The organism is Actinomycetospora termitidis (assembly GCF_030286555.1).
GTDB lineage: Bacteria > Actinomycetota > Actinomycetes > Mycobacteriales > Pseudonocardiaceae > Actinomycetospora > Actinomycetospora termitidis.
On sequence record NZ_JASVWF010000003.1, the window covers coordinates 876,801 to 896,308 of the forward strand.

22 protein-coding genes are annotated in these 19,508 nt (G+C 73.1%); 11 read left to right on the forward strand and 11 right to left on the reverse strand.

Going from position 1 to position 19,508, the window contains the following annotated elements:
• Window positions 1–46: 46 nt before the first annotated feature.
• Window positions 47–568, reverse strand: coding sequence for an O-acetyl-ADP-ribose deacetylase (locus QRT03_RS17675; protein WP_286054249.1), 522 nt, complete (start codon window positions 566–568; stop codon window positions 47–49).
• Between the two features lie 38 nt (window positions 569–606).
• Between QRT03_RS17675 and QRT03_RS17680 the strand changes: the two genes are divergently transcribed.
• Window positions 607–1,056, forward strand: a complete 450-nt coding sequence (locus QRT03_RS17680) for an SRPBCC family protein (RefSeq protein ID WP_286054250.1) — start codon at window positions 607–609, stop codon at window positions 1,054–1,056.
• 56 nt (window positions 1,057–1,112) lie between these two features.
• Here the strand turns inward: QRT03_RS17680 and QRT03_RS17685 are convergent, their stop codons facing one another.
• The 4 genes from QRT03_RS17685 to QRT03_RS17700 all read right to left on the reverse strand — a co-directional run bounded on the left by QRT03_RS17685 (window position 1,113) and on the right by QRT03_RS17700 (window position 3,543).
• Complete coding sequence (locus QRT03_RS17685; protein ID WP_286054251.1) at window positions 1,113–1,826, reverse strand: RluA family pseudouridine synthase; 714 nt, start codon at window positions 1,824–1,826, stop codon at window positions 1,113–1,115.
• A gap of 51 nt (window positions 1,827–1,877) precedes the next feature.
• Complete coding sequence (locus QRT03_RS17690) at window positions 1,878–2,180, reverse strand: DUF397 domain-containing protein (RefSeq protein WP_345783262.1); 303 nt, start codon at window positions 2,178–2,180, stop codon at window positions 1,878–1,880.
• 65 nt (window positions 2,181–2,245) lie between these two features.
• The gene (locus QRT03_RS17695; RefSeq protein ID WP_286054399.1) at window positions 2,246–2,452 is read right to left on the reverse strand and encodes a DUF397 domain-containing protein; all 207 of its coding nucleotides are present in this window, start codon (window positions 2,450–2,452) and stop codon (window positions 2,246–2,248) included.
• A 203-nt stretch (window positions 2,453–2,655) separates the two neighbouring features.
• Complete coding sequence (locus tag QRT03_RS17700) at window positions 2,656–3,543, reverse strand: helix-turn-helix domain-containing protein (RefSeq protein WP_286054252.1); 888 nt, start codon at window positions 3,541–3,543, stop codon at window positions 2,656–2,658.
• A 743-nt stretch (window positions 3,544–4,286) separates the two neighbouring features.
• Here QRT03_RS17700 and QRT03_RS17705 point away from each other — a divergent pair.
• Window positions 4,287–4,793, forward strand: a complete 507-nt coding sequence (locus tag QRT03_RS17705) for a hypothetical protein (RefSeq protein ID WP_286054253.1) — start codon at window positions 4,287–4,289, stop codon at window positions 4,791–4,793.
• On the opposite strand, the gene QRT03_RS17710 is transcribed toward QRT03_RS17705, so the two are convergent.
• Window positions 4,785–5,918: an isochorismate synthase gene (locus tag QRT03_RS17710; protein WP_286054254.1), complete on the reverse strand. Its 1,134-nt coding sequence runs from the start codon at window positions 5,916–5,918 to the stop codon at window positions 4,785–4,787. The two genes, QRT03_RS17705 and QRT03_RS17710, sit on opposite strands and share 9 nt — an antisense overlap.
• Window positions 5,919–6,036: 118 nt before the next feature.
• On the opposite strand from QRT03_RS17710, the gene QRT03_RS17715 reads away from it, so the two are divergent.
• The 8 genes from QRT03_RS17715 to QRT03_RS17750 all read left to right on the forward strand — a co-directional run bounded on the left by QRT03_RS17715 (window position 6,037) and on the right by QRT03_RS17750 (window position 11,747).
• Complete coding sequence (locus QRT03_RS17715) at window positions 6,037–7,299, forward strand: cytochrome P450 (RefSeq protein ID WP_286054255.1); 1,263 nt, start codon at window positions 6,037–6,039, stop codon at window positions 7,297–7,299.
• 67 nt (window positions 7,300–7,366) lie between these two features.
• On the forward strand, window positions 7,367–7,762 hold the full coding sequence (locus tag QRT03_RS17720; protein ID WP_286054256.1) for a VOC family protein: 396 nt from the start codon (window positions 7,367–7,369) through the stop codon (window positions 7,760–7,762).
• A 192-nt stretch (window positions 7,763–7,954) separates the two neighbouring features.
• Window positions 7,955–8,656, forward strand: a complete 702-nt coding sequence (locus tag QRT03_RS17725; protein ID WP_286054257.1) for an energy-coupling factor ABC transporter permease — start codon at window positions 7,955–7,957, stop codon at window positions 8,654–8,656.
• On the forward strand, window positions 8,653–9,006 hold the full coding sequence (locus tag QRT03_RS17730) for a PDGLE domain-containing protein (protein WP_286054258.1): 354 nt from the start codon (window positions 8,653–8,655) through the stop codon (window positions 9,004–9,006). Before QRT03_RS17725 ends, QRT03_RS17730 begins: the two co-directional genes overlap by 4 nt.
• Window positions 9,006–9,764 (forward strand): cobalt ECF transporter T component CbiQ, encoded by a 759-nt coding sequence (gene cbiQ, locus QRT03_RS17735; protein ID WP_286054259.1) that lies wholly within the window; start codon window positions 9,006–9,008, stop codon window positions 9,762–9,764. The genes QRT03_RS17730 and cbiQ overlap by 1 nt, the downstream gene beginning before the upstream one ends.
• Complete coding sequence (locus QRT03_RS17740; protein WP_286054260.1) at window positions 9,761–10,489, forward strand: energy-coupling factor ABC transporter ATP-binding protein; 729 nt, start codon at window positions 9,761–9,763, stop codon at window positions 10,487–10,489. The genes cbiQ and QRT03_RS17740 overlap by 4 nt, the downstream gene beginning before the upstream one ends.
• 151 nt (window positions 10,490–10,640) lie before the next feature.
• Complete coding sequence (locus tag QRT03_RS17745) at window positions 10,641–11,423, forward strand: tyrosine-protein phosphatase (protein ID WP_286054262.1); 783 nt, start codon at window positions 10,641–10,643, stop codon at window positions 11,421–11,423.
• A 138-nt stretch (window positions 11,424–11,561) separates the two neighbouring features.
• Window positions 11,562–11,747 (forward strand): hypothetical protein, encoded by a 186-nt coding sequence (locus QRT03_RS17750; protein ID WP_286054263.1) that lies wholly within the window; start codon window positions 11,562–11,564, stop codon window positions 11,745–11,747.
• On the opposite strand, the gene QRT03_RS17755 is transcribed toward QRT03_RS17750, so the two are convergent.
• Window positions 11,737–13,638, reverse strand: a complete 1,902-nt coding sequence (locus QRT03_RS17755; protein ID WP_286054264.1) for a homocysteine S-methyltransferase family protein — start codon at window positions 13,636–13,638, stop codon at window positions 11,737–11,739. The two genes, QRT03_RS17750 and QRT03_RS17755, sit on opposite strands and share 11 nt — an antisense overlap.
• Window positions 13,635–15,005 (reverse strand): PucR family transcriptional regulator, encoded by a 1,371-nt coding sequence (locus tag QRT03_RS17760; RefSeq protein ID WP_286054265.1) that lies wholly within the window; start codon window positions 15,003–15,005, stop codon window positions 13,635–13,637. Before QRT03_RS17760 ends, QRT03_RS17755 begins: the two co-directional genes overlap by 4 nt.
• Before the next feature lie 70 nt (window positions 15,006–15,075).
• Between QRT03_RS17760 and wrbA the strand changes: the two genes are divergently transcribed.
• Window positions 15,076–15,672 carry an NAD(P)H:quinone oxidoreductase gene (wrbA, locus tag QRT03_RS17765; protein WP_286054266.1) on the forward strand — a complete coding sequence of 199 codons (597 nt, stop codon included), beginning with the start codon at window positions 15,076–15,078 and terminating at the stop codon, window positions 15,670–15,672.
• A 1-nt stretch (window position 15,673) separates the two neighbouring features.
• On the opposite strand, the gene QRT03_RS17770 is transcribed toward wrbA, so the two are convergent.
• From QRT03_RS17770 to QRT03_RS17780, 3 genes are all read right to left on the reverse strand, one after another.
• Window positions 15,674–16,738, reverse strand: a complete 1,065-nt coding sequence (locus QRT03_RS17770) for a pyridoxamine 5'-phosphate oxidase family protein (protein ID WP_286054267.1) — start codon at window positions 16,736–16,738, stop codon at window positions 15,674–15,676.
• Window positions 16,739–17,510: 772 nt separating this feature from the next.
• The gene (locus QRT03_RS17775; RefSeq protein WP_286054268.1) at window positions 17,511–18,314 is read right to left on the reverse strand and encodes an ABC transporter permease; all 804 of its coding nucleotides are present in this window, start codon (window positions 18,312–18,314) and stop codon (window positions 17,511–17,513) included.
• Complete coding sequence (locus tag QRT03_RS17780; RefSeq protein ID WP_286054269.1) at window positions 18,311–19,321, reverse strand: ABC transporter ATP-binding protein; 1,011 nt, start codon at window positions 19,319–19,321, stop codon at window positions 18,311–18,313. Before QRT03_RS17780 ends, QRT03_RS17775 begins: the two co-directional genes overlap by 4 nt.
• Window positions 19,322–19,508: the final 187 nt, after the last annotated feature.

Below are 19,508 nucleotides of genomic sequence, written 5' to 3' on the forward strand. Positions count from 1 at the left end.
CCGGCCACCCGTCGTCGGGAAGGCCGTGGAGCAAGCGGGCGAGTGGTCAGCCCTGCTGCTCGGCCGCGCGGGTGAACGCCTGGTACGCCTCGTCGCCGAAGAGCACGAAGCGGACCTCCTCCACGGCCGTCCGGGTGGTTGCGGCGGTCTGCACGGCGATGCGAGCGGCGTCGTCCATCGGCCAGCCGTAGACGCCCGCCGAGATCGCCGGGAACGCGACGGTGCGGGCCCCGAGCTCGTCGGCCACCCGTAACGACTCGCGATAGGCGCTCGCGAGCAGGTCCGAACGGTCCTTGGACTTCGCGTAGACCGGGCCGACGGTGTGGATCACGTGCCGCGCCGGGAGCTCGCCGGCCGTCGTCGCGACCGCCTGGCCGGTGGGCAGCCCGTCGGGCAGCGTCGTCGCCCGGAGTTCCTGGCACTCCGCGAGGATCTCCGGCCCGCCCTTGCGGTGGATCGCACCGTCCACCCCGCCGCCCCCGAGGAGCCCCGAGTTCGCGGCGTTGACGATCGCGTCGACCTCCTGGGTCGTGATGTCGCCCTGCACGAGCGTGATGCGTGCTCCCACGAGATGGCTGTACCCCCGGTCGTGCCACGATCATGCGCATGACGTCCGACCGCAGCATCGAGGTGTCCCGCCTGGTCGACGCGCCGCCGGAGCGCGCGTTCGCCCTCGTCGCCGACCCGGACCGGCACCCGGACATCGACGCCTCCGGCATGGTGCGCGCGTCGCAGACCCACCTCGCCCTCACCGAGCTCGGCGACGTGTTCACGATGGACATGCACAACGAGCAGATGGGCGACTACACGACGGAGAACCACGTCGTCGTGTACGAGTCCGACGTCGCCCTCGGCTGGGCGCCGGCCGGCCCGGGCCAGCGGCCCGCGGGCTACACGTGGACGTACACGTTCGAGGCCGAGGGCGAGGGCACCCGCGTGACCTTGTCGTACGACTGGTCCGCCGTCACCGACCCGCAGCTGCTGGAGTTCTTCCCGGTCGTCGACGCCGACACCCTCGAGGCGTCGCTCGCGTTGCTGGCGGAGGCGCTGGCCTGAGCGCTCGCCGCGCGCGAGTGCGACGTGACGCAGCTTCCGGGACCGCCGCACCTGCCCTATGTCGCACTCGCTGTCAGGAGGGCGCGGAACTCCTCGTCCGGCTCCGCAATGACGGTGCGCCGGGTCCCGTCCGGGGCGTCGAACGTCAGCCGGCGCGCGTGGAGGCCGGTGCGGGTGGCCGGGTTCTTCTCGAACAGCGGGTCCCCGACCAGGGCGTGGCCGATCCATGCCAGGTGCACCCGGATTTGGTGCCGACGGCCGGTCAGCGGGTGCACCTCGAGCAGCGTCGTGGCGGGGGTCTCGTCGAGCTTCGTGAACGTCGTGGTGCTCGGGTAGACCTCCTTCGAGGTGTCCACGGCGTCGTCGGGCACGGTCCACACTCCGTCGTGCTCCGCGATCGCCTCGCGCGCCGCCGCGATCCGCACCCGGTTCTTCCGCCCGACCGACAGCGGCAGCTCGATCCGCCCCTCGTCGGGGAGGCCGGTCGACGCGGTGACGGCGAGGTAGACCTTCTCGACGGTTCTCTTGGTGAACTGCCGGGTCAGGTCACCGTGCGCCTCGAGCTGCTTGGCGAACAGCACGACGCCCGACGTCACCTTGTCGATCCGGTGCGCCGGCCAGAGCTTTTCACCGTCGTCGGCCGCGATCCGCACGAGGTCGGTGTCGTGCCGCTCGCCCATCACCGACCATCCGACGGGCTTGTCCAGCACGAGCGCCCCATCGTCCTCGTAGAGCGTCCGCTCCGCCCGTATCTCGGCCCAGGTGGTCACGCCACCAGTGTGACGGCCCGCCGAGAAGCACATGAGGCACCTCGGATGCCCTCACGACGTGCTTGATGTGCCTCTCGGTGCGGGGATCTCCACCAGGTGGTCGAACTCCCCACGCTTGGCGCCGTCGAGGAACGCAGCGAACTCCTCACTTGAGAAGACCAATGCCCCGTCCTCAGGCGTGACCGATTGACGTACTGCCACTCCGTGCGGCAGCGCTGCGATCTCCACACACATCCCAGCCGCAGCGCTCGCGCGAGCCTTCCACCACGTCAGTCGTGCTTGCTCGTCAGGTTGCAGCACCTCGATGTCGACCCCTCGCTCTGTGTCTCCCCGCCAGGAGATCGAGAGGTACACGACGATGACACCCGCTGGTAACTTTCACCAGCCCCGGGCCCCGCCGCGTTCGTCACGCCACCGGCTCAACGGAAGAGATGATCAAATTCTCCCCGTCGGCAACCATCGACGAAGGCAGCGAACTCCAACTTTGAGTACAAGAAGGCACCCTGTTCAGGACACTTGGAGTCACGCAGCGCTACACTGCCATCACACGGAGCGACCTCTATGCACATACCGCCCGGAACGCTCGCTTGCGCCTTCTGCCATGTCAGCGAACGCCCATCAATCATCACGGTACGAGTTCCCCCTGGTCACGGTGTGATCACCGGCAAGTCACGAAGCATGCCGATGGTGCTCTCAGGGTCCTCTCATGATCGCTCGGGCGCACCGGCGTACGCGCGGGGGCGCGCCTGACGGTCGATGAAGTTGGTCGTGTGGCATGAGCCACAGCAACTCGCTAAGTCCGTTGGCGAACGAACTACCACTGACCGCTCTAGCTCAACCGCTCACCGGCCGCGGCGTGGTAGATCGCCTCATAGCTTTCCAGGATGCGCCGTGACTCGACCGACGGAACAGCGATCTGAGCAAGCTCGCGCCAGACCTCTTCAAACTTTCCTACATCTTCGGAACCATCGATCTGTTGAAAGCCGACGAGGCCTTCGACGAAAACAACATCCGGAACCCCGACGACACCCATCTTCAGTGCCACGAACACGCTGTTGAGTCCAGCGTGAAAGCCCGCGGTAAATGGAATCACCCGGAGTTTGACGGCGCCAGAGTCAATACGCTGCAACATCGCATGCATCTGTTCAGCCATGACGTCCGCTCCGCCGATCCATCGAGCCAACGCGGCCTCGTCGACTATGACAGCATACCGATTCTCTAGATCGAGTCGGTTCTGACGACTTAACCGAAGAGAGATCGCCCTCTCAAGCAACTCTTTATCGCGAGGGATCGATGATTGCATCATCGCGCGCATGTACCGTGCCGTTTGAAGCAGGCCCGGCACTACTCCAGAATTAAACTCTCGAACGTACTCCGCATCTCTCTCCAGCTCGACGAAGCCAGACTGAACAAATCGCTGGAAGTCTGTACCGGTAGTCGCAACGTCGACCCAGGCATCGCGCCGCCGTCGGCCGGCCCGAGCAGTCTGAGTGAGTTCGAGTGCGGCCTCGGCGTGGAGATTGAAATAGGTAGCTATCGCCTCGATATCCGGCTCGCTGACCGCTCGCGCACCAGACTCCATGCGCGACACCTTGCTGATCGAGAAGCCCAGGGCGTCCGCCACCTGCTGGGCCGTCTCACCCCGCTCCTGGCGCAGCTGGCGCAGCCGCGCGCCCAGCTGACGGCGCAGGGTCGTCGGGGTCGGACCATCGGTCACCGGACGAACACCTTCCGCCGCGCAGGACAACACCGCCGAGTGAGTGGATCCTTGACCGACGCAAAGTTGTCACTTGCCAGGTCAGTATGGCGGACGTCAAAGTAGACCTCAGCGGCGGGGGGCGTCGCAGGACACGCCGAGATCATCGGTCCAGATGACTCGGACGTGGATTTCCCCCAGGAGCCGATCTATCCCCGGCGGGGAGGAGTGATCGACTGGGACGGACCGGAGACCACACGACACGAGACGATCTCTCGTGCACCACTGGGACAGACAGAGAAAGGCGCTGCACCGACGCGCTGCAACGCGTCCGCACAACGCCTTCTCTGCGATCACAGCGCCGGATCATCACTCCGGCGGTGCGCGCTCGGGTCGCTACACGCGACCCGTATCGACTTCCCCTCCCGGTCAGGAGCAAAAGCGATGAAGCCTTTGTACCGCGCGTGTCAACGCATGTGCACACGACTCGCGAATGATCTCTTCCTCCAGGACGATCTCCGCGCCCACGCCCGTGGGTGGACCGTCGAACCCATCCGCGGCGGGACCGGCCGGAGCTACCGCGACCCACGGTGGGACCGACTCAGCGCGTGCGAACGCTGTGACGGCGCCGGCTACGGCGGGAACGAGGAGTGCCCCGCCTGCGCCGGTCGCGGTGTCCTCGACAGCGCAGCCACCCCCGTCGTCGAGAACGAGCCCGTCAAGGTCACGGCCGAGCGCCTCGACCTGCCTCCCGGGGAGGGCCGATGAACCTCGAGCCGGAGGACCTGCTCGGCGCGATCGACCACGCGATCCGGCCCGTCCGCCGGCCGAACCCGCTCGTCCTGCTGTGGCGCTGGCGCTACGAGGTACTCCTGGTGGCAGCGCTGATCGCCCTGGCGCCCTGGTTCGCTGGACTCACGCCATTCGTCGTCGTGGGGCTCGTCGCGCTCGCAACGCTTCCGCTGGGGATCCCCCAGGTCCGCCACCTGGTGTGGCTCCGCGTGCGGGCGGTGGTCCTGCAGCACCGACTGCGCACTGCCTTCCGGACCGCCCGCATCCACACGAACAACGGCCGGATCCCGGTCATCCTGTGGACGTCACCGCGAACTCTGGCGGACCGCGTCCACCTGTTCCTGCCCGGCGGGCTCACGGCCGATCTGCTGATCAGGGAGGCCGAGCGGATCGCGGTCGCGACCGGAGGGGCCTACTCGGAGGTCCTGCCGACGGGGTACCGGTTCGTCGTCCGGCTGATCATCGTCCGCTCACAGTGACGCGAGCATCGTCTCCAGCTTCGTCGTCGTCTCGGCCAGTTCCGAGGCCGGGACGGAGCCCGGGACGATGCCCGCGCCCGCGTAGAGCCGCGCGGTCGCTCCGCTGATCTCGCCACAGCGCAGGGCGACCACCCACTCGCCGTCGCCCGAGGCATCCGTCCAGCCGACCATGCCGGTGTAGAAGCCCCGGGAGAACGGTTCCAGCTCGCCGATCGCCCGGCGCGCCGCCTCCCGCGGAACACCCCCGACGGCAGGCGTCGGGTGCAGCGACCGGGCCAGGTCCAGCGAGGACGCGGAGGAGCGCCCGCGGATCGTCGTCGAGAGGTGCCAGAGGGCGTCCGTGCGGATCAGGCTGGGCTCCTCCGGAACGTCCAGGTCGTCGCAGGACGCCCGCAGCGCCGCCGCCACCTCGCGGACGACGAGCGCGTGCTCGTGCCGGTCCTTCGCCGAGGCCAGCAGGGCCGCGCCCGTCGCCTCGTCGTCGACCGGGTCAGCACGTCGCGGCGCGGAGCCGGCGAGCGGGTTGGCCACCACCTCACCGTCCCGGCGCGACACCAGCAGCTCCGGGCTCGCGCCGATGAGCGACGAGGTCGCGCCCAGGTCGACCGCGAACACGTAGCCGGAGAGGTTCCGGGCGGCGAGTTCGCGCAGCATCCCGGGCTGGTCGATGGGAGCGTCGCGCACGAGGTCGAGCACGCGGGACAGCACGACCTTGTCGAGCCCGCCCTCGCCCATCCGGCGCAGCGCCTCGGCCACCATCGCCTCGTAGCCCGCCGGCTCGGGCACGGGGAACGACCGCCAGTGCCGTGGGTCGGCCCCCCGACCCCGGCGCCCGGCCGAGCGCGCGAGCGGCCGCGCCCACGTGACCTGCTCGGGCACGACGAGGGCTGCGGGCGCGGCCGGGTCGAAGGGCAGGGCTCCGACCAGGACGTCACCCGCGCCCAGCACGCGACCGGCCTCGTCGGGGTCCTCCACACGACGGGCCACCCCGCGGGCCAGCAGTCCGCCCCGGGGCCCGGAGAACCACGTGCTCCCGCCGGGACGCCACTCCGCGAGCAGCGACGCCGGGTCGGCGTCGGCCTCGTCGGGAACCGGCAGCACGCCGGTCGTGGCCTCGCTCGTCACGTGGTGGCTCCTTCCGCTCCGACCCCGCCGGTCCGCTGGCACAGTGGAGGTCCGGTTCCACTGTCGCCCGACGACCGCGCCCCGGCCACGTGACACACAACGCACCGCGAGGAGTTCCGTGACCCTGCGTGAGGACGTCGCCCTCGGCGGCCGGATCGCCGCGATGCGGGCGGGCGGGTTGGCGCTGGCCCTGCGGGGCGACCCGGTGGCCCGGCTGATGCACAAGCCGTGGCGTCACGACCCGTACCCCACGTACGCCACGGTCCGCGCCCCGCGCGGCGTCGTCCGCAGTCGGACCGGGATCAGCGCGGTCGCGACGCACGACCTGTGCGAGCGCATCCTCCGCGACCGCCGCTTCGGGGTGCGCCTGGCCGACGGACGGCAGCCCTTCGCCCCGGAGGAGGGGCAGTCGCTGCTCGAACCGGTGGACCTGTCCCTGCTCGGCCTCGACGCGCCCGACCACACCCGGCTGCGCCGCCTCGCCCAGCCGACCTTCGCCCCGCGCCGCCTCGAGCAGTACCGCGACGTCGCCGAGACCGTCACCGCCGACCTGCTCGACCGCGCGGCGGCCCGCGGACGCTTCGACCTCGTCCGGGATCTCGCCGCCCCGCTGCCGATCACCGTGATCGCCCGGCTGCTCGCGATCCCGGAGGTCGACGCCGACCGCTTCGCGGCCTGGGGCCGGGCGCTCGGCAGCTCGCTCGACGGCGTCCGCTCGGTCGCCCACGCCCACGAGCTGGCCCGCACCACCTCGGAGGCCCGCTCGCTGTTCGAGTCCCTGGTGTCCCGACGGCGGGTCGAGCCCGGTGAGGACGTCGTCTCCCAGCTCGTCGGCGCGCTCGACGCCGGGGACATGACGATCGACGAGCTGGTGTCGCTGGCGCAGCTACTGCTGGTCGCCGGGTTCGAGACGACGACGAACCTCGTCGGGAACGCCGTCCGGGCGTTGCAGGCGACGCCCGGGCAGTGGGAGGCCCTCGTCGCCGACCCCGGGCTCGCCGCCGGCGCGGTCGAGGAGACGCTGCGCTACGACCCGCCCGTCCAGCTGACCGCCCGGATCGCGCACGAGGACGTCGAGATCGACGGAATGCCGCTGCGCCGCGACTCCGGGGTGCTGGTGCTGCTCGCCGCCGCCGGCCGGGACCCCGAGGCCCACCCCGACCCGGACCGCTTCGACCTCACCCGCGAGCAGACCACGCCGCACCTCGCCTTCTCCGGCGGCGCGCACTACTGCCTGGGCGCGGCGCTCGCCCGGCTCGAGGGCACGGTGGCGCTGCGGATGCTCGCCGAGCGGATGCCCGGACTGCGCGCGGCGGGGCGGGCCGTGCCGAAGACGGCGACGATCCTGCGCGGGCCGCGGCGGTTCCCGGTGGCCGCCTGAGCTCTCGGGATCGGTCGAGCATGGTCGGACGCGCATGGGATCGTGCACAACCGGGCAGGGCACCGTCATGCCTGCCATCCCCGCCGTGCACCACGTCGCGATGTCCGTCCGGGACCTCTCGGTCAGCGAGCCCTTCTACACGAAGCTCTTCGGCGCCGAGCCCGCCATGACCCTCTCCGACGGCCCGTTCCGACGGCGGGTCTTCGCCCTTGCCGACGGCCAGCTCTTCGGGCTCACCCAGCACGAGACCGTCGCCTCGGACGACCGCTTCGACCCGGCCCGCGTCGGCCTCGACCACGTGGGTTTCGGGTGCTCCGATCCCGATGCGGTGGCCGCGTGGCGCGACCACCTCGACGCCGTCGGGATCGAGCACTCCGGCATCGTCGAGGCCGACTACGGGCTCGCGCTGTCGGTGAAGGACCCGGACGGCAACGCCCTCGAGTTCTTCATGCTCGCGAGCTGACGAAGCCGGAGTTCCTGGCGCTGGGTCTGCAAGCAGGTCGATTCAGCACGCCGACAGGGCATTGCTTGCACCCGGAAGGTGCCTGGGCCACTGACCGAACGGCCAGTCCGGTGTAGTCGCAGGACTAGTGCGACAGGCATGTCGTTGCGACACTCTTCACCCTGACATCACGAACGGGTGAGGAGCGCGCGCATGACGACCGAGCTGGTCGCGATGCACATGAGCGACGGCATCGTGAACGCGCCGGTGTCGCTGGCCTTCGGCCTGGTGGCGCTGGTCGGGCTGGCGATCTGCGTCGCCCGGGCCCGCCGCGACCTGGACGACCGCACCGCGCCGCTCGCCGGCCTGGTCGCCGCGTTCGTGTTCGCGGTCCAGATGCTCAACTTCCCCGTGCTTCCCGGGGTCAGCGGCCACCTGCTCGGCGGAGCGCTCACGGCGATCCTGGTCGGGCCGTACGTCGGGGCGCTGTGCGTCGCGATCGTCCTGGTGCTGCAGGCCCTGCTCTTCGCCGACGGCGGGCTCTCCGCGCTCGGTACGAACATCACCAACATGGCGCTGATCGGCACCTTCGTCGGCTTCGCGGTGGCCGTGGCGATGCGTCCGCTCGCCCGCCGGTCGCGCGCCGGGCTGATCCTGACGGCGTTCGTGGCGGCCTGGGTGAACACCGTCGTTGCCTCGCTGGGCTTCGTCCTCGAGTACGCCCTCGGCGGCCAGGGGCTCGCGCTCGGCACGGTGTTCGGGCTGATGGCCGGGTTCCACGCCCTGATCGGCATCGGGGAGGGGATCATCACCGCGCTCACGGTCGGTGCGGTCGCCGCGGTCCGACCCGATCTCGTGTACCTGCTCCGGGGCGAGCGCGCCGGCCTGACGATCAAGGAGACCACGCCGCGATGAGCACCCCGACGAAGAACCGCCGCTACGCCGGTTTCCTCGGTGCCTTCCTGCTGGTCGCCCTGCTGCTCGCCGGTGGCGCGTCCTACCTGGCCTCGAGCTCCCCGGACGGGTTGGACGCCGTCACGCAGTCGGGCTGCGAGGCCGTCGAGACCGAGGGCGGCGAGCAGCTCCAGGGCGAGTGCATCGCGCAGAACGCCGGGGAGCACGCCACGGCGGGCAGTCCCTTCGCCGACTACGCGGTGGGCGGGAACGAGGCGTTGACCGGCCTGGCGGGCGTCGTCGGCGTCATCGCGACGCTGGCCGTGGCGGGCGGCCTCTTCTGGTTGCTGCGGCGCCGTTCGGGCCCCTGATGGGGGCGGGTCACGCCCACTCCCTCCACCACGCCGGTGACAGCGTCGTTCACCGGCTGCCGGCCCACGTCAAGGTCGTCGTCGCGTTCGTCATGGTGATCGCGGTCGTCGCGACGCCACGCGAGGCGTTCTGGGTGTTCGGCGCGCACCTCGCGCTGCTCGTCGCGGTGTGGATCGCGGCGCGGCTCCCGGTGGCGGCGATCGCGGCGCGGTCGCTGATCGAGGCGCCGTTCGTCGTCCTCGCGGTGCTGCTGCCGTTCTTCGCGACCGGCCCGCGCACGGAGTTCCTGGGACTCTCGCTGTCGGTCGACGGCCTGCTCGCGGGCTGGAACATCCTGGTCAAGGGCACGCTGGGCGTGCTGATCTCGGTGACGCTCGGCATGACGACGCCGGTGCGCGACCTGCTCGCGGGCCTGTCCCGGCTGCGCGTGCCGGGCCTGGTCACGACGATCGCGACCCTGATGGTCCGCTACCTCGAGGTGATCGCCGCCGAGGCCCGGCGGATGCGTCTGGCGCGGGTGGCCCGGGGGCACGACCCACGGTTCCTGTGGCAGATCGGCCCGACGATCCGCGGGGTCGGCACGCTGTTCCTGCGCTCCTACGAGCGTGGCGAGCGCGTCCACCTCGCGATGCTCGCCCGCGGGTACACCGGAACCATGCCTCTGCTCGGAGACGTCGTGACGAGCCGACGGACATGGACGCTGGCGCTCCTCCCGGCCGCCGCGGCGGTCGTCCTCGCGACGACGGGGTACGTGTGACCCCCTCCCTGGAGGTCTCCGGCCTCGCGTTCGCCTACCCCGACGGCCACCAGGCGCTGTTCGGGGTCGACCTGCGCATCGAGCGGGGTGAGCGGGTCGCGCTGCTCGGCCCCAACGGCGCGGGCAAGACGACGCTCGTGCTGCACCTCAACGGCGTCCACCGGGCCGGCGCGGGCACCGTGAGCGTCGGCGGGCTCGAGGTGTCGAAGCCGCACCTGCAGGAGATCCGACGCCGGGTCGGCGTGGTGTTCCAGGACCCCGACGACCAGCTGTTCATGCCCACCGTCGGCGACGACGTCGCCTTCGGTCCCGCCAACTTCGGGGTGATCGAGCCCGAGCTGTCGCTGCGGGTGAAGCAGGCGCTGGACGCGGTCGGGATGGGCGAGCACGCGGATCGCTCCCCCATGCACCTCTCGGGCGGGCAACGACGGCGGGTCGCGCTCGCGACCGTGCTCGCCTGCGACCCGGAGATCCTGGTGCTCGACGAGCCGTCGTCCAACCTCGACCCGGTCGCGCGCCGCGAGCTCGCCGAGGTCCTGCTCGGCCTCGACCGGACGATGCTCATGGTCACCCACGACCTCCCGTACGCCCTGCAGCTCTGCCCGCGCTCGGTCGTGATCGACGAGGGCGTCGTCGTCGCGGACGGACCGACCCGGGAACTGCTGGCCGATCCGGCGTTCCTGGCGGAGCACCGTCTGGAACTGCCGTTCGGCTTCTCGGTCTGACCCGTCCCGATGTCGGATCGCGGGCCCTTCCGATGAACGAGCGGCACTCTCGCGCGCGTAGATGCTGCGAGAGTGCCGTTCATTCGATCCGGGGGTGGGATCGCCGACACCGGCACCCGAGGTCGGCCGCCGGCCTGTGAGGATGCGAGGCGTGAGGAACCCCCTCAACCGCATCCGCCGTCTGCGCCGGGAGGCGAGCACCCGCCGGGACGTCGAGGCGCACGTCCCGCCCGGCCCTCCGACGCACAACATCCGCGACGTCGCCGGGCTCCCGACCGTCGACGGCCTTCGCACCCGGGCCGGCATCCTGCTGCGCGGCGACGCGCCCTTCGCCGACGACGGGCCGGACTCGCCCGGCTGGCCGGCGGGCCTCGCCTGGCCGCCCGGGGTCGCGGTCGACCTGCGCAGCGACCGCGAGCTCGACCACCCGTACCCACTCGCCGGCACCCGCTGGGTCCACCTGCCGCTGATCGACACCCTCGCGCCGGAGCTCCTCGCCCGCGACCGGGACGACCGGATGGGCCCGGGGGCGCTGTACCTCGCGCTCGTCGACTCCGCCGCCTCGTGGGTGCCGGAACTGCTCGACACCGTCGTCGACGGCCCGCACCCCGTCCTCGTCCACTGCGCCGCGGGCAAGGACCGGACGGGCGTCGCGCTCGCGATCCTGCTGCGCCTGGCCGGGGTCACCCGCGCCGCCGTGGACGCCGACTTCGCCCGCACCAACGCCCGCCGGATCGGCCTGCAGCGTCGGCTGGAGCGGCGGGGCGCGATCCGGCCGGGGGTCGTCGCCGCCGGCGACATCGGGGTGGACCGCGACGACATCGTCGGGGTGCTCGACCGCCTCGACGGCGACGGCGCCCGCGATCTCGTGCGGGCCGCCGGGGTGTCCGACGACCGTGTGGAGCAGTGGCGCAAGCTCCTCCTGGGCCAGTGAGGGGAAACGGCCCGGACTGCCTGTGCCGGAACACAAAGTGCGGACCGACAACCCTGGGGCGCACGACAGTGCCCGCGTGACGGACCGTCAGGAAACTGGAGCTGTACATCCGGTCGGACGTCCACGAGAGGTGCCTTCATGACGACCCCCGCGACCTGCCCCTGCTGCGGGGTCGTGGTCATGCCGGACGAGATGGCCTACGACTTCGCGGGTGAGACCGTGGAGTCGCTGACCCGCGAGGTCACCTACCTGCGCGAGACCGTCGCCCGGCTCCGCGCGGCGGTCCACGGCAGCACGCCCCGCCCGGCGATCGTCACCGTCTGAGGGTCCCGACGACGGGTCCCGGCCGCGGCACCACCGCGCGCAGCCGGGACACCGCGTCCGCGAGCTCGGCCGGGCGTCCCGACCGACGCACGACCACACCGGTCACCAGGCCGTCGCCGAGCGCCTCCGTGGCGAGATCCACGGCGAGGTCGAGGCCGGGTGCCGGGTCCTCCCCGCTCGCGCGGAGCCGCGTGAGCACCTCGTCGGGCACGACGACGTCGGGGACCTCGTGCGCCAGGTGCTCGGCCTCGGCGTACCCGGACAGCGGCGCCAGGGAGAGCAACACCGGGACCCGCACCCCGGTCGCGGCCAGGCCCGCCAGGGCGCGGCGCAACCTCCCGAGCTCGTAGACCGGCCGCGTCACGAGGAACTCCGCACCGGCCTCGACCTTGAGCCGCACCCGCGCCATCTCGCGGTCCAGGTCGTCCGTCCCCGGGGTCACCCGCACCCCGACCCGGAAGGGGGCCGGTGCCAGGCGCTCGCCGTCGGCGTCGACCCCGGCCGCGAGCGACGCCGCGAGCCCCACGAGCCCCACCGCGTCGACCTCCCACACCCCGTCCCGCACCGGCCGGTCCGCGTGCACCGGCGGGTTGCCGGTCTCGCACACCACGGTGTGCACCCCGAGCGCGTCGAGCCCGAGCAGGTCGGCCTGGAGCGCCATCCGGCTCGCGTTCCAGCTCGTGACGGTGAGCGCGACGTCGGCGTCCACGGTCTCGTGGACGCCCGCGGCGACCGCGGCCGCCGTCGTGCGGGAGCGGCGGGCGCGCTCGCGGCCGGCCCAGAGCGCGTCCGCGCCCGCCGCGAGCGCGGCCTGCGCCCGGACGAGATGGGTGTCGAGGTCGCCGGGGCCCGGGCCGGTCACCTCCGCGACGAGGAGCGGTCCGCGCCCGTCCAGCCACCGGCCGAACGCTCCCCGCCCGGGGCCGACCGGATCGTCCGACACCGGACGGTCCGAGGCCACCCGCAACGCGGGGCGGGGTGGCGTGGCCGGTTCGTCGACGACGGGTCCCTCCGCCAGCACCGCGGCTGCAGCGGCGACGTGCGCGGGGGTGGTCCCGCAGCACCCGCCGACGAGCCGGGCACCCGCGGCGGCGTACCGGGCGACGTAGCGCCCGAAGTGCGCCGCGTCGGAGGCGAACCGCACGCTCCGGTCGGAGACGACGTGCGGCAGGCCCGCGTTGGGCAGCGCGGTCACCGGCATCCCGTCCGGCGCGGCGGCCACCATCCGCCGGACGACGGTGAGCAGGCCCTGCGGCCCGAGGGTGCAGTTGGACCCCAGCGCGACCGGCCCCAGCGCCCCCACGACCCGGACCACCTCCTCGGGGCTCTCGCCCAGGGTGGTCACGGGTTCACCGTCCTCGTCGACGAAGGTCGCCTGGGCGATCACCGGGAGGTCGGTCGCCTCCCGCGCCGCCTCGACCGCCTCCGCCAGCTCCTCGGCGTGCGCGAACGTCTCGCAGACCAGGACGTCGACCCCGCCCTCGGCCAGGGCCGCGGCCTGCTCGCGCAGCGCGGCCCGGACGGCAGGCGGTTCCGCGGCCGGGGTGCGCGACGAGGTCGCCGGGGAGACCGAGCCCGCCACGAACACGCGCCGACCGGCGTCTTCGCACGCCTCGCGGGCGAGCCGCGCCGCGGCCACGTTGATCTCGTGGACCTGGCGGGCCAGCCCGTGGCGGGCGAGCCGCAGCCGGCTCGCCCCGTAGGTGTGGGTCTGCACCACGTCCGCGCCCGCGTCGAGGTAGCGCCGATGCAGGGCTCCGACGAGTTCCGGCGCGACCAGCACCAGCTCGCTCGCCGCGCCGTCCGCCCGCGCCCCCGTCGCCTGCGCGAGCGTGCCCATGGCCCCGTCGCCCAGCAGCGTGCCGGCCGCGAGCGCGGCGGCGATCGTCATCGGGCGTCGTCCCTGTCGGCCCCGACGGCCCCGTCGTCCATGTAACCGAGGATCTCCAGCGCGACCTGCGCGGCGAGTCGATCGGAGTAGTGGTCCAGGACGAGCCCGGAGAGCTCCTCGGCGCGCCGCAGGCGGTAGCCGACGGTGTTCGGGTGCACCGAGAGCGCGCGGGCGGTGCGCTGCGGGCTGCCGTCCTCCCGGAAGTACCGCGCGAGGGTGCGCACGAGGTCGCCCGCCCGACCCGACCCGTCGTCGACCAGCCGCCCGAGCACCTCGCGGGCGAAGGCGCGGGCGTCCTCCGGGTCGGGGACCTGCAGCAGCAGCCGGTGCACCCCGAGGTCCTCGAAGCGCAGCAGCCGTCCCTCCCGGCCGAGCCGGCGGGCCGCCTCGACGGTGCGCCGCGCCTGGTCGTAGGAGCGCGGCAGGCCCGCGAGGTCGTCGACCTCCCGGCCGAGCGCGATCGTCACCGGCCACGGTCCGCCGCCGCGGACCAGGCCGGAGGCGAGGCGGTCGGCGAGCTCCACGGGGTCGACGCGCCCGGGGACCACGGCCACCATCTCCCGGTCGCGCAGCACCGCGAGGACGCCCGGGACGAGGCGTCCCAGCCGGTCGCGTGCGGCGGTGAGCGGATCCACCCGGCCGGCGGCGTCCCCGACGACGGGGGCCGGCTCCGCCCCGCCGTCGGGAACGACCACCATCACGCGGTACGCCGACGACCCGAACTCCAGCCCGACGTGCTCGGCCCACTGGCCGGCCTCGGCCGCGGACCGGGCACGGCCGAGCAGGAGCCCGGAGAGCAGGTCGTCACGGACCTGCCCGGCGGCCGCGGCGAGCACCCGTTCCCGCCCGAGCAGCACCCCGACGATCGTCGCCGCATGCTCGGCCGCGAGCAGCAGGACGTCGTCGGCGGCGCTGCCGTCGAGGGCCGCGGCCCGCGCCCGGTGAGGCGGGTCCTCCTCGGCGAGCAGGAACGCCGTGACCTGGCCGGCGACCTCCACGGGCACCACCACCCGCACCCAGGTGCCCTGCCCGGGGACGCGCATCGCCCGCCCCGTCCGACGGGCGGCGGCCAGCACCCGCTCCCAGCGCGGCTCGGCGACCTCCGCGCGGAGCACGGCGGCGGCCCGGTGCTCGTCGGCACCGGGGGCGGACGCGGCGAGCACGCCGTGACCGTCGTCGGCGGACACCACGGCCGCGACGGCGCCCAGGTGGTCGGCGAGCAGCCGCGTCACCGCGATCGGCCCGTCGTCGGCGGCGGCCAGGCCCGAGATCCGCCGGTGCAGCAGGACCAGCCCCCGCAGCGACTCGGCGGGCGCGTCGGGCACCCGACCGACCCGACCCGTCGTCGGGAACCCCTCGGCGGCCACGGGTCCAGTGTGCCGCGCGCGCCCGCGCGCGAGAGGGTGATCACGACATCCCCGTCGACCAGGAGGCCCCGTGGCTCGCATCGTCGTCGTCTTCTACTCCGCCACCGGCAACGTCGCCGCGCTCGCCGAGTCGCTCGCCGAGGGCGCGCGCGGCGAGGGCGCGGAGGTCCGGGTCCGGCCGGTCGTCGAGCGCGCGCCACGCGAGGCGATCGAGGCGAACCGCCGGTGGAAGGCGTGGGTGGACGACAACCCGTACGACACCACGGCCTCGCTCGACGACCTCGAGTGGGCCGACGGGATCGCGCTGGGCAGCCCGACCCGCTTCGGCGGCGCGGCCGAGCAACTGAAGTCGTTCCTGGACACGACCGGCGGGCTGTGGGCGCAGGGCAAGCTCGCGAACAAGGTCGGGACCTCGTTCACCTCCGCCTCGACCGGCCACGGCGGCCTCGAGACGACCACGGTCGCGATGAACATGACCTTCTACCACTGGGGCACGCTGATCATGCCCCTCGGCTACGCCGCGGACCCGTCGCTGATGTCCTCCGGGAACCCCTACGGCGCGTCCTGGGTGTCGAGGAAGTCGGCCGCTCCCGACGACGACGCCCTGGGCGCGGCCCGCGTGCAGGGGGCACGGCTCGCGCAGGTCGCGGCGAAGCTCGCGGCGTAGGTCACCGGACGCAGGGCGGCCCCCACATGCCGACCCCGTCGGCGCGGGCGTCGCGCTGCTCGCGGTCGAACACCGCCCGGTACTGGGCGTCCCCGGCCGCCGGGGCGTGCCCACCGGAGATCGCTGCGTCGGTGTAGGAGAGCTGGCTGCCGAGCACCGCGTAGGCCCGCGTGACGCCGGGTCGGGTCGGCAGCGTCGGGTCGGGCACGAGGGTGACGGTCTGGCCCCCGAGCGTGCGGCGCGCGAAGTCGAGCGACTCCGGCAGGGCGCACGGCGGGACGGTCGCGGCGTCGAGCCCGACGACCGCGACCGTGACGGGGCGCCCGGCGACCGTCACGACGAGGGTGGCCGGGTCGACGACGCGGTCCACGACGCCGCGCAGGGTCGGAGGTCCGGTCGGTCCCGGGTCCGGCGCCGGGGCTGCCGGTGGGGGCGCGGCGGCACTCGCGTCGGGCCGCGTCGCGACGAGGGCCACGACGGCGACGGCCAGCAGCGCGGCCACCAGGCCCAGGACCGCGGCGATCAGCACCGGGCGACGCCCACCGCCCGTCGGGGCGGCGGCCACCGGAGCGGCACCGGGACCGAGCGGGGGGACGTCCGCGCCGTCCAGGGGGTACAGGTCGCCGACCTCGACGACGACCCAGACGTCGGTGTCCCGCCCCGGCACCGGGTGCGTGGGCAGGTCGGCGAACTCGGCGCGCAGCTCGGCGTCCGGGACGACCCGGGCGGTGCCGTCGACGTGCAGCCCCCGACGACGCGGGCCGGCGTCGTCGACGAGCAGCATCCCGACCCGCGGGGACTCGACGATGTTCCCGCGGGCCGCGGACGTCGGTTCGACGCCCTCGTCCGGGAAGGCGAAGCGTCCGGCGTCGAGCACCCGCAGGAAGCAGCGCGGCCCGGAGAGCACGTGCACGTCCGTGCGCCCGTCCCGGTCCGAGGTGGCGAGGACCGCGGTGCGTGCGGCGACGACACGGTGCAGCACGTCGCCGTGCAGCGGTCCGGCGGGGAGCGCCTCGTCGGTCCCCGCGTCGATCGCTGCGTCGATCTCGGTGTCGGTCTCCGTCATCGTGTCCCCCCGATCCGGCCCCCGCCGTGTGCGGGTCACGCTACGCACACCGGCCGCAGCGTGTACCCCCGAACGGACCAACCACCGAGGTCGTCGGGCTCGTCTCGGGGTGACTCCCGGGGTCGACCCTGATGTCTCGGCCTCGCGGCACGACGAGTCTCGTCGGCTGTGACGACCTGGCGGCGGCTCCTCGTGTGGCTCCACGTGCTGACCTCGTTCGCGTGGATGAGCACCGCGCTCGGCCTCGCCGTGCTGCTGATGCTGTCCCGGGACGACCCCGCCCGCGCGAGCGCCGCCGTCGACATGGCCCACGTGCTCGACATGCGACTGCTCGCGCCTGCGGCCAACGGCTCGGCGGCGACGGGGATCCTGCTCGCGCTGGCCACCCCGTGGGGGCTGGTGCGGCACTGGTGGGTCGCGGCGAAGTTCGGGATCACGCTGGTGCAGCTCTACGTCGGGATCGCGATCCTCTCGGTGCAGCTCGGTGCGACCGACGCCGCGAACGCGCCGGCGACGGGTGCCATGGTGGCCGCGGCGGCGTGCATGGCCGGGGCGATCGCGTTCCAGGCGTGGCTGTCGATCGCCAAGCCGTGGCGCACGACCCCCCTCGACCGCGGCCGGTTCCCGACGGCGGGTCGGGGCTGGTTCGCGGCCGGGTTCCTGGCCGTGGCGGGCGACCTGGCCCTCAGCCAGGTCCTCGGGTTCCCCAGCCCGCTGCTCTCGGTGCCGATGCTGCTCGGGGCGCTGGTGTGGCTGCGCCTCGTCGGCGCGATCAGTCCAGCGCGCGGCGGACGAACCCCTGCACGCCGATCGCCCCGAACAGCAGGCACGAGAACACCAGCGCGGCGAGACACAGCCACGCCGGCAGGTGCGGGATTTGCGGGGTCAGCGCGCCACGCAGACCCTCCGACACGTACGTGATCGGGTTCAGCGCGCAGATCACCTGGAACCAGCGCAGCGAGCCGATCTGCAGGAACGGGAACTGCGTCGAGCCGGTGAACAGCAGCGGCGTGACGACGACCGCGAACACGATGTTGATCCGCCGCGGGCTCACCAGCGTCCCGATCACCAGGCCCGCGGCCCCGCCCGCGAGCGCGCCGAGCACCAGCAGCACCGCCGAGAGCGGCAGCCCGGCCAGGTTCCACGTGACCTCGTCGAGCACCAGGTAGCCGACCGGCACCATCACCAGCGACCCGATCAGCCCGCGCAGTGCCCCGAACACGATCTTCTCGACCGCGACCATCCGCGTGGACAGCGGCGCCAGGAGCCGGTCCTCGATCTCCTTGGTGTAGCTGAAGTCGATGACCAGCGGCAGGGCGACGGCCTGGACGGCGACGAAGAACGCGTTCAGGGCGAGCAGCCCGGGCAGCAGCAGCTGGGCGTAGCCAGGCGCGATGTAGCCCAGCTCGCCGAGGACCTTGCCGAACACGAACAGCAGGAAGAACGGCTGGACCAGCACCTGCGACAGGAAGCTGCCCAGCTCCTTGCCGGTCACCGCGACGTCGCGGCCCAGCACGCCCAGGAACGCCCGCCCGGGCGACACCCGGCGGTCGGGCTCGATCTCCGTGACCGTCACCGCAGGCCCCTCCCCGTCAGGTCGATGAAGACGTCCTCCAGCGTCGGCTCGCCGAGCCCGACGTCGGACACGCGCCCACCCGCCGTCGTGACCTCCTCGAGCAGGCCGGGCAGGGCCGCGCCCGCCTCGCCGTCGACGCGGATGCGCAGCCGCGCCGGGCCCTCGTCGGGACGGGCGAGGATCTCTGCTCCCGCGGTGCCGCGCACGCCGGCCAGGCGCTGTCGGAGCTGGTCGGGGTCGAGGCCGGTGACGTCCAGGTCGACGGTCGCGGAGCCGGACAGGCCGGCGACCAGGTTCGCCGGGGTGTCCAGCTTCAGCAGCTCGCCGTGGTCGACGATCCCGACGCGGTCGGAGAGCTTGGCGGCCTCGTCCATGTCGTGGGTGGTGAGGACGACCGTGACGCCGCTCGCGGCGAGCTCGACGACGCGGTCGTGCACGAACAGGCGCGCCTGCGGGTCGAGGCCGGTGGAGGGCTCGTCGAGGAAGAGCACCCGCGGGTCGTGCATCAGGCCGCGGGCGATGATCAACCGCTGCGCCTGCCCGCCGGAGAGCTCGTCCGGGTTCGTGTCCGCCTTGTCGGTGAGCCCCATCCGCTCGAGCAGCTCGTCGGCGAGCGGACCGCGTCGGGCACGTGGCACGCCGTGGTACGCGGCGTGCCAGACGAGGTTGCCCTTCGCGTCGAGGCTGCGGTCGAGGTTGGGGCGCTGCGGGACGACGCCGAGCACCGCCCGGGCGCCCACCGGGTCCTTCGCGACGTCGATTCCCGCGACCGTCGCCCGACCCGACGTCTTGCGCACGCGCGTAGTGAGGACGCCGATCGTCGTCGTCTTGCCCGCGCCGTTCGGCCCGAGCAGGCCGAAGACCTCGCCGGGCGCGACGGCGAACGAGATGCCGTCGACGGCGTTCGTCCTCGCCTTGGGGTACCGCTTCACGAGATCGGCGACCTCGACGGCGGGCGCGGCGGACCGCTCGGAGCCGGTGGGGGTGAGCTGCGTCTGGGTCGACACGTGCGGCGACGCTACGCGGACCTCGTCGGGCGGGGCATCTCGATACCGGGTGAGCACGATCGCGAGCGTGCGACCTCGAGTGCCGTTGAGGTCAAGTGCCGGCCCGCCGTTCCGGGCGAAGGGCCCCTTCCGTCGAATAGATGGGCGAGGGGCGCCCACGGCCAACCACCGCCGGAGCGAGCGAAGG